This window comes from Alistipes onderdonkii, assembly GCF_025145285.1.
GTDB classification, from domain to species: domain Bacteria; phylum Bacteroidota; class Bacteroidia; order Bacteroidales; family Rikenellaceae; genus Alistipes; species Alistipes onderdonkii.
In genome coordinates, this window is the sequence record NZ_CP102251.1 from 3,465,514 (window position 1) to 3,479,968 (window position 14,455).

General features: G+C 41.4%; 10 protein-coding genes. 9 read left to right on the plus strand and 1 reads right to left on the minus strand.

Annotation, left to right across the window (positions count from 1 at the left end):
- Positions 1-183: 183 nt before the first annotated feature.
- Positions 184-1,407 (minus strand): site-specific integrase, encoded by a 1,224-nt coding sequence (locus NQ559_RS14355; RefSeq protein WP_026318660.1) that lies wholly within the window; start codon positions 1,405-1,407, stop codon positions 184-186.
- Between the two features lie 634 nt (positions 1,408-2,041).
- On the opposite strand from NQ559_RS14355, the gene NQ559_RS14360 reads away from it, so the two are divergent.
- From NQ559_RS14360 to NQ559_RS14400, 9 genes are all read left to right on the plus strand, one after another.
- Complete coding sequence (locus tag NQ559_RS14360) at positions 2,042-3,262, plus strand: site-specific integrase (RefSeq protein ID WP_018697417.1); 1,221 nt, start codon at positions 2,042-2,044, stop codon at positions 3,260-3,262.
- Positions 3,263-3,274: 12 nt separating this feature from the next.
- Positions 3,275-3,658: a hypothetical protein gene (locus NQ559_RS14365; RefSeq protein WP_018697418.1), complete on the plus strand. Its 384-nt coding sequence runs from the start codon at positions 3,275-3,277 to the stop codon at positions 3,656-3,658.
- A 277-nt stretch (positions 3,659-3,935) separates the two neighbouring features.
- Entirely contained in the window at positions 3,936-5,177 is a 1,242-nt protein-coding gene (locus tag NQ559_RS14370; RefSeq protein ID WP_026318661.1) for a primase-helicase family protein, read from the plus strand.
- 251 nt (positions 5,178-5,428) lie between these two features.
- The gene (locus NQ559_RS14375) at positions 5,429-6,400 is read left to right on the plus strand and encodes a DUF8464 domain-containing protein (RefSeq protein WP_018697420.1); all 972 of its coding nucleotides are present in this window, start codon (positions 5,429-5,431) and stop codon (positions 6,398-6,400) included.
- A gap of 266 nt (positions 6,401-6,666) precedes the next feature.
- Positions 6,667-7,974: a MobV family relaxase gene (mobV, locus tag NQ559_RS14380; protein ID WP_018697421.1), complete on the plus strand. Its 1,308-nt coding sequence runs from the start codon at positions 6,667-6,669 to the stop codon at positions 7,972-7,974.
- Positions 7,975-8,258: 284 nt separating this feature from the next.
- Complete coding sequence (locus NQ559_RS14385) at positions 8,259-11,144, plus strand: putative endonuclease domain-containing protein (RefSeq protein WP_117678479.1); 2,886 nt, start codon at positions 8,259-8,261, stop codon at positions 11,142-11,144.
- 22 nt (positions 11,145-11,166) lie between these two features.
- Positions 11,167-12,327 (plus strand): hypothetical protein, encoded by a 1,161-nt coding sequence (locus NQ559_RS14390; protein WP_018697426.1) that lies wholly within the window; start codon positions 11,167-11,169, stop codon positions 12,325-12,327.
- 1 nt (position 12,328) lies between these two features.
- On the plus strand, positions 12,329-13,138 hold the full coding sequence (locus NQ559_RS14395; protein WP_117678478.1) for a hypothetical protein: 810 nt from the start codon (positions 12,329-12,331) through the stop codon (positions 13,136-13,138).
- 264 nt (positions 13,139-13,402) lie between these two features.
- Entirely contained in the window at positions 13,403-14,443 is a 1,041-nt protein-coding gene (locus NQ559_RS14400; protein ID WP_259805249.1) for an ATP-dependent nuclease, read from the plus strand.
- The last annotated feature ends 12 nt before the right edge of the window (positions 14,444-14,455 follow it).

A 14,455-nucleotide genomic window follows, 5' to 3' on the forward strand; every position in this document is an offset into this window, starting at 1 on the left:
GGCTATGCCTTTTGTAAAAAGGCGCGGGCGCGAAGCGGCCGATGGGTGGGCGACGGTGCCGCCGTCATGTCCGTCAGCAGGGGAAGCCGATGAAAGCGAACCGACGGCCCGGAAGCCCGTGCCCCTGTGCGCCCGGAGGGATCCTCCGTAAATCCCGAAGGGCGCACAAGGGCGGAAGGGCTGTTACTCCGCCAGACGGTATTTGTCGCCGAGGCGTTCGGTGAGCGCCGACATGTCGCGGCTTATCTTTTCATTGGTGATCTTCGCGTAGATTTGGGTGGTCTTGATGTTCGTATGCCCCAACAGGCGGCTGACGGTTTCGATAGGCATACCCTGCGAGAGCGTGATGGTTGTGGCGAAGGTATGCCGCGCGAGGTGGAAGGTCAGTTTGTTTTTAATGCCGCATTGCTTGCCGATCTCGCGCAGGATGTCGTTGCAATGGCAGTTGCACGGCATATAAAAGACATGGTTGTCGAGCCGCTGATCCGCGTATTTCTCGATGATGCGTTTGGGAATATCCAGCAGGCGGATACGGCTTTCGGTATTGGTTTTCTTACGTCGCGTGATGATCCACAGGTTACCGTCGAACATAGTTTGAAGGTTGTCCGTGGTCAGCCCTTTCACGTCGGCATAAGCCAGCCCCGTGAAGATGGAGAAGACGAACAGATCGCGGATGCGGGCATGCGCCTTGTTGGCCGTTTTATAGTTCATCACGGCCTTGATCTCCTCTTGCGAGAGATAACCCCTGTCCACGCTTTCGGGAGAGTTGATATAGCCCGAAAACGGGTTGAACGGCAGGCGCCCGTCGTTGCGGGCAATGGCGACGATATGTTTCAAGACGATCATGTAGCCCCACACGGTATTTGTGCGGCATTTCTTCTCCGTGCGCAGGAAATACTCGAAATCGTTGATAAAGGTAAGGTTCAGTTCTTTCAGCGGGATGTCCTCCCGGTGGTAGGTATGGGCGAGGAACTCCCGCACGCGCTTACACACGCAGCAGTACTTTTTCCACGTGGCGATCTCACGACTGAAACCTACCTTTTTCCGGTATTCGACATTGTGCTGTTCGAAGAGTTTCAACAGCGTTTCCTGCTTTACTCCGATACCGAGGTAGGCATCCCGCAGTTTGGCGGCCGTGACATAGCCGTCCGACTGCATCAACTCCTGATAGCGGCGGTTCACCTCGACGCGGATTTTATCGACGGCAAGATTGATTTGCATGGCCTCGACGCTCTTGCCCGTCGCCCGGCCGTTCTTGACATCCCATAAACGCGGAGGAACGTCCATTTTGCAACTGAATTGTTTGACCTCGCCATCTACTGTAAGACGGCACATCAAAGGCAGATCGCCGTTGGGGCGGGCGCTGCCTTTCTTCACGTAAAATAAGACCCGAAACGTGCTTCGCATAATAAACCCGATTTTTGGTTACAAAATTAATGTCTGTCGGGCCGTTTGTCAAGATGAAGAATAACGCAAGTAGCAGTAAAAGAATGCGTTACAAACAAAATTCAAAGCAAGTACCGCGTAATGATCTGGTAACGATTCTTATTCAGCAATAGGCCGTAAAACCGCTTCGAACGAATTTCTGTATAACGCAAATCAATGCGCTATTGATTATAAACCAGCACCTTAAGCCATTCGTTGCGTTGTCCTGCTAATCTCTTGAAAGTTTATTTTAAGGAATTGGCTTATAACTTATTGAAATCCGAAATCCAGACGGATCAAGTGGAAGATTCAATTAAAGATCATATTGAAACGGCATTAAGCAAAATTACTGAAAATCTCTGGAATAACCTCGAAAAACGGGAGAAATGACGCTAAACGACTTAATATCAGAGTTGTTACGATGTCAAATGATGACAAGCCGAAAAATCGGAAAACGCAAAGAAAAGCGGATTTAAGAAGAAGAATGGTTTGCAAATCATTACCCGTAAAAGAGTAAGATTTAACATATGAGAGATGCTATTGCACCGTTTGTCACCGATTTGCGTATCAAGGTCTAACTCGTTGATATTTAACTTTGCAAACAAAAAAAACGAGTATGGCAAGAAGTACATTCAAAGTGCTGTTCTACGTGAACGGCAGCAAGGAGAAAGACGGTATTGTCCCCATCATGGGACGAGTGACAATCAACGGTACTGTGGCGCAGTTCAGTTGCAAGCAGACCATCCCGAAAACCCTTTGGGATGCGAAAGGCAACCGAGCCAAAGGCAAGAGTGCCGAAGCACGGAACGTCAATCTGGCATTGGACAACATCAAGGCGCAAATCATCAAGCACTATCAGCGCATATCCGACCGAGAGGCATACGTAACGGCTGAAATGGTGCGCAATGCCTACCAAGGGGTCGGAAGCGAGTATGAGACACTGATAAAGGCTTTTGACAAGGATTGCGCCAACTTCCTGAAACGTGTCGGCAAAGACCGCAGCATCGGCACATATAAGGTCATGGTAAGGGCAAGGAACTATGTCGCAGCCTTTATCAAGTCATTCTACAGACGGACGGACATGTCCATGCTGGAACTTACGCCCGACTTCATCAAGGAGTTTGCGGCTTATCTTACGGCTGAACGGGGACTGAAAAACGCCACCATCTGGCTGAACTGCATGTGGCTGAAAGGCGTGGTCATGCGTGCGCACTATAACGGACTGATACCGAGAAATCCGTTTGCGCAGTTCCATATCAGCCCGAATGTTAAGGAACGGGAATATCTGACAGAGGACGAAATCAAAAGAATCATGGCGCACGAGTTTGACAACCCCACCCTCGCATTGGTGCGAGACCTGTTCATTTTCGCCTGCTTCACCGCCTTGTCTTTCGTGGATATGAAAGAACTCACAACGGACGAAATAGTGGAGGTGAACGGTGAGAAATGGATATTGTCGAAACGGCACAAGACAAATGTCCCGTTCCAAGTGAAGCTGCTGGATATTCCCTTGCAGATAATCGAACGGTACAAGTATCTGTCGGAAGACAGGCTGGTTTTCGGGAAAATCAACTATTGGACGATGTGCAAACAACTGAAAAAGGTAATGGCGGAATGCGGAATAGAGAAGCAAATCTCCTACCACTGCGGACGTCATACATTTGGAACACTGGCTCTTAGCAAGGGGATGCCCATTGAAAGCGTGAGCCGTGTTCTGGGACACACGAACATTGTCACGACTCAAATCTATGCGAAGATAACCACACAGAAACTTGACAATGACCTGTCGATGTTCGGCAACAAACTGAACGCATCGTTCGGAAGTGTAACCCCATAACCAAGCATAGCCATGAAGCGAAGCATCATCACAACGGACGGCAATGGTAACATCACCTTGCCGACCGATATAGGCGCAACCGCCATGAGCGAATGGGAACTTTGCGACCTGTTCGGAGTAACCGCCCCGACATTCCGTGCAGGACTGAAGGCTCTTTGCAAGAGCGGAGTTTTAAGGGAATATGGGATAAGGCGAAGCATACGGGTATCCGATAATTGCAGTATGGAGGTTTACAACCTTGAAGCGATAGTCGCCCTCGCTTTCCATATCGGCACATTCAGAGCGGAACAGGTACGTAATGCCGTTCTTGAAAGACTGTACCTGCGAAAAGAGAAAACAAGCATCTTCTTCTCGCTGAATACCAACGGTATATCCAAATCCGAATACTTCTCGTAGCTGCATGCCTGACATTATTCACTCGGTAAGTCAGTAATTCATTAAGTCAGTACGACAGAACGACAGACGCTCTGACTTTTTCTCCCGAAAAGCGTAATCCGACATTCGCTTTTCGGGAGTTTTTCCGTTTGCACAACCCGTTTCCTGCCTCAAACCATTGAAAGTTTTTGTTTCGGGGGCTATTTGTCACCATTCTGCTGTGTTTTGCATAACAACCTATCCGATAATTGATTATATTTTTACAGCTGGTAATTTTCAAACTTAAAACCATTTGATTATGTCAGCTATCGAACAACAGGACAGCCACAGACCGCCATCGGATGGCGGCATGGCAAAGGAAGAATTTATCCGTGTCGGGACAATGCTCTACAAGATTGTGGAGCAACCGAGACTGAACGGAGGGTATGTGAAGAAACGCATCGCATGGAACAACGAGACCCTGCGACAGGATTACGGCAAGGATTACATCGGCAGCGTTCCCAAGTATGACGGCTTCTGCACAGTACCCGAACACATCGGCTACCGTTCCGTGGTCGGCAAATTCCTTAACCTCTACGAACCGATAGACCATGTACCCCGACAAGGGGATTTCCCCTCTATCCGTTCATTGCTGCATCACATCTTCGGGGAACAATACGAGTTGGGGATGGACTATCTGCAACTGCTCTACCTGCAACCGATTCAGAAGTTGCCTATCCTGCTGTTGGTGTCGGAAGAACGCAACACGGGCAAAAGCACCTTCCTGAACTTTCTGAAAGCCCTTTTTCAGAACAATGTGACTTTCAACACCAACGAGGATTTCCGCAGCCAGTTCAATTCCGATTGGGCGGGTAAGCTCCTTATCGTGGTGGATGAGGTGTTGCTCAACCGCAGGGAGGACAGCGAACGGTTGAAAAACCTCAGCACTACCTTATCCTACAAGGTGGAAGCCAAAGGCAAAGACCGTGACGAGATTGCATTCTTCGCCAAATTCGTGCTGTGCTCCAACAACGAGTATCTGCCCGTAATCATAGATGCAGGGGAAACACGCTATTGGGTGCGCAAGATAGACCGCTTGCAGTCCGATGACACCGACTTCCTGCAAAAACTGAAAGCGGAGATACCCGCCTTTCTCCATTTCCTGCAATACAGACAGCTATCCACCGATAAGGAAAGCCGGATGTGGTTCAACCCCACATTGCTGCATACAGAAGCCTTGCAGAAGATTATCCGCAGCAACCGCAACCGATTGGAGATAGAGATGCACGAACTTGTCCTTGACATCATGGACAGTGTCGGCACGGATACATTCTCTTTCTGTTACAGCGACATTCTTCTTTTGCTGGTACACTCACAGGTAAAGGTGGAGAAACACCAAGTCCGAAAAGTGTTGCAGGAATGTTGGAAACTGACCCCTGCGCCAAACGGACTGACTTATACCACCTACCAGTTCAACTGCAATCGGGAGTGTCGGTATGAGCCGATAAGGAGAGTGGGACGCTTCTACACCGTCACAAGGGAGCAACTTGAATCCCTGTAATATTATCATTTTTCTGTTGAATTGTTGAATATGGGTATAAATACACTGACAATAAACGATATACATTCTCAACAAAATCTCAACAAGCCAAAAGAGAAGTTGAGAGACCACAGACACCCGTTTGTTGATTTTTCTTTTGGCGAGTGGTTTGTTGAGAAGATGTTGAGAGGTTACGAGGCTGTATATAAATATATTACATTGACAATTCATCAAATCAACAAATTTTCATCAACTTCAAAACCATATGTAATATGACAATCCAAGATGTAAAGCAAATCAAACTGGCAGACTATCTGCAAAGTCTGGGCTATACGCCTGTAAAGCAACAAGGCAGGAACCTGTGGTACAAATCACCGTTACGGGAAGAAACGGACGCATCGTTCAAGGTAAACACCGAGCTTGAAAAATGGTACGACTTCGGCATCGGCAAAGGCGGTAATATCATTGCATTGGCAGCGGAACTCTACCGTTCGGAAGATGTAGCCTATCTGCTGAAACGCATAGAGGAGCAGACAGCATACATCCGCCCTGCATCGTTCTCTTTTGGCAGACAGCATTCCGACAATCAGCCTTATCAGGGATTAAGGGTTGGTGAGTTGTCCTCTCCTGCTCTTATAGCCTATCTGCAAGAAAGGGGAATAAACATCGGACTTGCCAAAAGAGAATGCAGGGAGCTTCGGTTTATGAATGCCGACAAACCCTATTTTGCCATCGGCTTTCCGAACATGGCAGGAGGATATGAAGTGCGCAACAGATACTTCAAGGGATGTGTCGCCCCGAAAGACATCACTCATATCCGACAGCAGGACGGACAACGATGTATGTGTTACCTGTTCGAGGGGTTCATGGATTACCTCTCATTCCTTACCATCCGAGTAAGAAACAATCCGCAACACCCGCGATTGGACACACAGGACTATGTCATACTGAACTCCGTTTCCAATCTTGCGAAAGCGGAAAGCTTATTGGAAACCTACACCCAAATCGGCTGTTTCCTTGACAACGACACGGCTGGACGGAGCACCTGCAAGAAGCTGAAAGAGAAGTTCGGGGAACGGATGCTTGACAAGTCAATGTACTATCGTGATTATAAGGACTTGAACGACTACCTGTGCGGTAAGCCCTTGTCCCAATCGGCAGAGCCGATAAAGGAGAAGAAGCAAGTCCAATCCGCAAGGCGGATGATGCAGCCACCGAAAAAGAAAGGGGGATTTCATCTGTAATATGCACGTCCGCTCTCCCAAGGTATTTAGACAGAAATACCATAGCTCAATAGGGCGTTTTCTTCACGCATTACTCCGTAACGCTAAAAACACCCTATCGAGCCAAAGGGAAATCCCTTTGGAAACCCTGTGCAAACGAGAGCAGAAGCCAAACTCGTTTGGATTATGCCGAGTGCTGCAATGGTTCATTTGCATAATAAACCCTGTGAGCCGATGCCACAGGCAGAGAGAAGAAACATAACGATAACCGCAAAAACAGTAATGATATGGGATATTTTTCATTGGACATTAAGAAGGCAAAGGGTACATCGGACACCACGCAGTCCGACCATATAGAGAGAAAGATAATACCTAAAAACGCAGACCCGACAAGAACACATCTGAACAGGGTGCTTGTCGAATACCCTGATGGCGTTCACGGCAGGGATGAAGCGATTGCCCACAGGCTGAACACGGCAGGCATCAGACGGAAAATCACGCACGACCAAGTCCGCGTTGTCCGGGTGGTTTTGTCGGGTACGCACGAGGACATGATGAACATACAGGAAAAAGGAAAGCTCGACGAATGGTGCAACGACAGCATCCAATGGCTGCAAGCCACATTCGGCAAAGACAATGTGGTTGCCGCCCATCTGCACATGGACGAGAAGACTCCGCACATCCACGCAGCCGTTGTTCCTATCGTGACGGGTGAAAGGCGCAAAGCCAAGAAAGAACAGACGGACGGTAAGCGCAAGTACCGCAAGAAAACAAATTCCGTCCGTTTGTGTGCCGATGACCTGTTCAACCGCCAGACCCTGATTGCCTACCACGACAATTACGCAAGGGTGATGACGAAATACGGATTGCAACGTGGGGTACGGGGCTCGGAAGCACGGCACACTACCACCATGCAGTATTATCGGGACTTGAAAAAGAAAAATGAAACCCTTGAAACCGAAACCAGACTGTTACAGGAGAAGAAAGCCGAGGCGCAGGAGGAACTGAAACAGGTAAAAGCGGAAATCCGCACCGACAAGCTCAAAAGCGCAGCCACCGATACGGCAACCGCCCTTGCAAGCAGTGTGGGTTCTCTTTTCGGAAGTGGAAGAATGAAATCGTTGGAACGCAGGAACGAGGACTTGCAAGACCGCATCCTTGAACTTGAAGACGAAGCCCGACAACGGGAACGGCAACAAGCCGAACAGATACAGGAGATAAGAAACGCTTACGAGCAACAGCACCGCAAACTGTCGGAGTTTACGGATTTTGTCAGACGCTATTTCCCGTATGTGGAGAAGCTGATGCCTGTAATAAACTTCCTGCGTGACCGATTGGGGTTCAATGACGGAATAATCAGAAGACTGTGCGAGTTCAAGGAGGTCGGGATAAAAGGCGAACTCTATTCTTCCGAATTTAACCGAAGTTTTGATACCCGACACTCCGTCTGTTCCATCAGACAGGACGAAAACGGTAGATTCGATTTCAAGATAGACGGGGTTTCACACGTGAACTGGTTCAGAAAGAAAATGAATGAGTTTAGAGAAGCTATCGGAATACCGAAACCAAGACAGAATAGGAGTATGAAACTGTAAATCAAAAAAATCCGTGATGTTTGAATGGCAGATCACGGATTTTTCTTACCTTTGTATCGGATTGAGGTAACTCTTTCCAAAACATATTAGATAAGAAAGAAGCGTTATGCGCATCAAGTATTTGGAAACGTAGGAAATTTTCAAATTGCATACTCAGATGGCATAGTGGTTCTCACGCTATAGCGTGGGCTGCTATTACTACATCTGTATGCAAGGTTTCCTACGACCTCCAAATAAAGACGTGGCTGTGCAGTTCACGCTTTATATATTTATAAGTAAGAATTATGGATTCAGAAAAAAAATGGGGTTGTATTGGATATGCCCTACTAGCACTTATAACTTGGGGACTTACTCAAGGTTTTAAAGTCGTATGCATAATTATAGGAATTTTAATAGCCATTCTTATAGCTTTTATATTTATATCAAATTTATCAACCAAGCGTTTAATAAAGAAATTTAAGCATCAAAAAGATATATATCCTAATGCATACTCTTTCTTTCGAAAAGAATTACGAATATTCCAGTCTGAAAACAATCTTACAAAACAAGATATAAATAAATTCCTCTCATTTCCTAAAGTTGAATGGGAAAAGAGAGAAAAGCTCGAATTGGAAAGAATACAACGAGAAAAGCAGGTATCAACTGAATATAATATGATTAAAGCCAACTATTCAGATGGACTTACTTGTTGGCAAAAAGAACATCCTTCTGCAAACAAATCAATAATAATAAGTAATATTACGGAAATAATAGATTTCGATAGGCGGCAAAAAGAGTTTTTAAGTACCGAAGAATGGGAAAAGGCACAAATAGCTTTTAGTAAGTTATGTCGTAGCAAAAAATCTACAACGCCACATTCTGGTTGCTATTTTTATAACATGAATTTTCAAAAAACCGACTATAAAGGAAATATCATACAAGGAGAATATCGCATATGGCAATTCTTTTTTTCAAGTTTTTGCACTGCAACCGATTTAGATTACACTCATTTTAAACAGACGCAAGAGAATAACATTAATATAGATAAATATAAGGAGGGAAAAATAAATACCCCTTCTTATATCAACATAGAGATTAGTAACTTTATAAAATCATTGGGTGTCCCTGTGCAAGTAATCGCATATGGGGCTGAATTCGATGAAAATCTTCAAGTTCAGTTTTTAACTCTTGATTTGGCTGTACTTGGATTTCAATCATGTGCTCTCCATCATATAGATGAATTATCTTCAAACTATGTTGTTATTATTGATGGAGTAACAACACAAGACTTGTTTGTAAAAAGATGCGAATCTGTAATACAGAAATTTAAGCATCAAAAGCCCTGTATTGTTTATATTTCTTTAATGAAAGAGTTTTCTCGGGAAGAGATGCAAAAACTCATTGATAAAAAGAACATAGAAGTGCAGCAACAAAAACAAATAAAAGATGAAATCAATTCTATTTCTAATGCATTAAAGTCTGCTGATATTGAGACGGCAAAAGAAAAAGTCAAGAAGGTTAAAGATTTTGCTTTGTCTAAAAGCGTAGATAAAGAATTGATAGATGTCATTTGCAAAACAGAGAAAAAAATAGAAAGTGATTATGCTGTTGGAGTGGTTGATGATTTTGATGTTCAATATGTTGATTATTTGATGCCATCAGTTGTCCAAGATAAGAGTAACTGGAAATATCCAGTAACTAAATATCCTGAAGATGGCTGTATTGTTTTTCCATACAGAAGAAAAGCTATAGCAAGAAGAGGGTTCAGTGAAGCTAAATTCCAAAATTATCTACAAGATACTTTCAGGGGATGTGATTTACTTATACTCGGTGATTGCAATATACTTCCTGTAGAAGATAACAGGCCTTTTGAACCAGATATAGCGATTATATGCAAAAAGCACCCATCTATAAGAATAGACATTGAAATAGACGAACCATATGCTGCATTTACACGAAAACCTATACATTATATAGGATGTGGAGATGATTTTCGTGATGCACTTCTGAATAATATCGGATGGATTGTTATTCGTTTTACTGAATATCAAGTTTTTTCCAATCCTAAGGGATGTGCGGCTTTTATAGCACAAGTTCTTCATTATATACAACCCTCTATGGTTTTACCAATCGATTTTCTCTCATGTTCTACTCCAAAGGAAATTGAACGATGGACAGAAATCGAAGCCAAAGTTATGGCAAGTGAAAATACTCGCGAGAAATACTTGAACCATGAATTTGGTATTGTTGACAATGAGAAACTTGAAATTGCAGACATAACACAAACGGAAAAAGAAAGGGTTTGTGCCAAGAGAATGAAACCATTGGTGTTTTCTTCAAATAGAAAAGTAAACTATAAAATAGGAGAACCTGTTTTTTGCGAAAAAGACGTTCATATTCAATTCTATCCACAAGAACATATTTATCTATATGATGGACAGGAACAATTTATTCCTGTCAGCAGTGTGATATCTTGTTTCTTTAAGCCATTTGATTCATACTATTGGTCAGAATATAAAGCTAATCAACGAAATATATCACAAGGACAGATTCTTGAAGAATGGGATTCAAAAGGTGCGTGTTCACGTGATGTCGGAACTTTTATGCACCAACAAATAGAAAACTATTATAAGGGACTTCCATATCAACAAGAATTCTCTTTCAAATATGACGGAAAATATGTTCACATAGAAGAACAAATTTCTCTTGAACTTGAATATATGCAATTCATAGAGTTTCTCGAAAACCACAAATTTAAACCGTTTAGAACAGAATGGGCTATATATGATGACGAACTAAAAATTGCTGGTACAATAGATATGATACATAAACGTGGAGATGTTTTTGACATATATGATTGGAAACGTAGTCATCGCATTGTCGATTTTTGGGGTAAACCGATTGCGGTAAACAACTATGGCGAGAAAGGGTTAGGTGAACTCAATCAAATTGAGGATACGCCATATTGGCATTATTGTATTCAACAGAACCTATATCGCTATATTCTCGAAAGAAATTATGACATAATTATCGAAAAGATGTATCTTGTGGTTTTCTGTGATGATACAAATGAATACAGAAAATTGGAAGTGCCACGTATGGATGAAGTCATAATTTCTATAGTAAAATCCTGTAAGAACGGGACTGTTAAGAAGCGGTTGATAACATTACAGGGAGAAAATCTATCATAACATTGATAATTAAGTTTTTTGTATGGAAGATAATTATTACATCAAAACTCTCCTTGAGAAAATTGAGTCTGCTGACCCAAAATCGTTCAGTCAATTTGCACATGAACATCCCATTTGTTTTCAAGAGAAAAAGGGCAATTGGCTCTTTCCTATGATGTTTGATTTTTATGTGAATAAAATACACAATGAGTATATCATATCTTTACTTAAAGAGTTGGGACTGTATCTACACAATAAATGTAAGAATTATGAAATGTCTGAAATTACTATGATTGATAGAAGTTTGTGCATAGATGATTCGTTTGTGGATAATTATGTCCTCAAAGTTCAAAATGCACAAAATGACAAGCCTAAATTCAAAGATTTAAATTCTCCTTGGCGTACAAGGGGAATTTCATTAGCATTATATGAAATTCCTACTTTTGTATTAAATTCTATCATATTTGAATTTAAAGATACAGAGCATCCATATATACTTGCTGATATAGCAGGTATGTATATGTATGGGCAAAAGTTCGAAGAAGGGCTAAATTATCTTTATCGAAGTATAAATCAACTTGCAATGTTCCCGAATCGATATTGGAATAGTGATTATGGATTAGCTGGGGCAGCAAATACTTTTAGATTATTACTATTGATGTGCCCTAAAAACCATATGGAACTATATAGAAAGATTTATTCATATGATTATCTATATTTGACAAAATTAGCCTGTACAACAAATGATGAAATCTTTCAACAGGAAGCTTATGTAAATAGGGCATCTATTGCTATGGATTCTATGGCAAGGTATATAATTCCAATAAATATCAATCCTGACTTGTTGTACATTTCTGATATGTACTATGCGCATTATTGTAATGAATTAGCAACCCAAATATCAATATCTTCGGGATGGAAGTATAATATGAAATCACTTACCTATTATCAACACGCATCTATTAAACCTAATGATACGGGAGGATATGTTGATATTGAAGAAAAAACATATAATGAAATTGTATCAGCAAAACACGAGCAGGCAAAATCAATAGCTTTGTTGTTTTATACAGGAATCTGTGCGGAGGATGGCAAATTAACAAGTCGTAATATTGAATCTTTATTTAAGATATTACAATATGAATGTAGGTACAATTACAAAGAAACAAGAAAAAGAGTGTTAAACTTTAAATCATACAAATAACATGGATTTTTTTGAATTTTTATTCGGTAAAAAGGAAGATAAAAATGTGAGTTCACAATCATCTTCAAGTGTAAACAATTGTAAGTCTGAATCTACGATAAAGTCAGTTCTGCAATCAGAAGCTCCATCTATGGACCCTATAGAACAATATGTAAAGGAAAGTGTAACAGACCTGAAAAAACACATGCCTCTTAATACAAAAGACCTTGAAGCAGAAGCTATTTATCTTGCAGCATATCTTTATCTGAAAGGTTCTTATCAGATTGACTTTGAATTAGATTACTTCTCGGAAGGTCTTATTGATAAGATCCCATCAAGAAACTTCAATGTTGCTGATAAGGTGTTTTCATACATGGTAAAATATGGAGAAGGACACTATGGAGTAGAAGAACGGGATTATGGTATTAATGGTTATAAAATGAATATTCAAATGTGTTCTGATTATGGTAGTTATGTGAAGAGCTATTTTATAAGAGCACATAAAATCGGTTCAGGGCAAGATTATAATCACTTTAGTTCACCAAGAAACTGTTTATGGAGAAATGGAGAAAAAACTATAGATAGTCCAACCCAACGAGACATCTACTACAAATTTAGCAAGGGCACGTTTGAATTTATGATACCACCATACAATCCTCTTGTTGTAGGACGTGTAACAAAACAAGATGAATCAACTCTACGTTGTGAATCAAATGATGGAAGAAGAACATTTGTTTTCCACTTTAATGGCGCATTAAAGCCAAGTTGTTTGGATTATATAGAGATGTATCGAAATGATAAGGGAGATATGGTTTCTTATCACAAAGAATAGCCTTTAAAACATTTTTTCTATATCAAAAGAAATTAGACAAATATTCAAGTGCTGTACTATCTAAGGGACATAATAAATAGTACAGTGCTTTTTATATATAAGTAAAATTCGTATCTTTGCAACAAAATAAGAGTTCCTTGTAAGCAATTCAAGGTAGAACGCAGCAGATTGCACAGTTGCCAAGTCATTACCTCAAAAATGGGTAATTCTCCCAAAGTCCTTTGTATAAGGCACTAACGAAAGTTTTCCAGAATTACGGAAAAAATCAATCAAGTAGTTCCAGAGAATGAACAGGTTGAAGCTCAAGTGGATTTTGATTGGTCGAAATTAATATCTACATCATTCCGCTGTAAAAAAGATGGGGCCAATATTCCCTTAACATCCAGAGGGGATGGTTTTAGACGGATTACAATGATGTCTTATTTTGAGATGTTAGCCGAAGAAAAACACTCTGAGCGGGATATGATATTTGGGTTTGAAGAACCTGAAACTTTTTTACATCCCGAAACACAGCACCAACTATATTTCAAATTGATTGGGATGAAAGATAACGGCTACCAAATATTGGTAACGACACATTCCCCTAATATTGTAGCTGAAAGTAATATTGAGGAAATTATTTTCATTCAGCGAGTAGAAGATAATTATGTTGTTAGACAAATTCCTCATATAGACATTGCCCAAATCATAAATGAGTTAGGCATTAAACACAATAGTGCTCTTTTAAAAGTATTTGAAGGAGCCAAAGGGCTATTTCTACTTGAAGGTATAGATGATGTTATCGCATTCAATACCATTGCTCGTGAATATAAGGCTCATAACGCGATTAATTCAACGTTTGAGGAATTAGGGGTTCTTTTGATACCTATTGGAGGTTGTGGGGCTATTAAGCATTGGGCTGATTTGCAGATTATCCGAAAACTTAATAAACCATATTATATTTTGTTGGATTCTGATAAAGAAAGTGCAGAAATGGATTCGCCCAATTTAAGGAAATTGAGAGAATTGGGATATGATGAGAGTAATAGTGGGGTAACAGCAAGACGTGAAATAGAGTGTTACATACATCCTGACTATTTTAGGAGACTAACTACACCAATAGAAATAGAATTCGGAGAATGGGATGATGTGAAAAATATTTGTAAAAACCATAGGTTTCATATTCCTTTAGGAGGACTAAAGGTCTGTGCAAAACATTTTCGCAACTTAACATATGAAGATTTAAGAAAAACATTTTGTCCGGATGGAGAGCATGATGAATTCCTTGAAATATACCAGAAAATCTGTGATATGTGCAATAGTTAAATTATTTTTCTG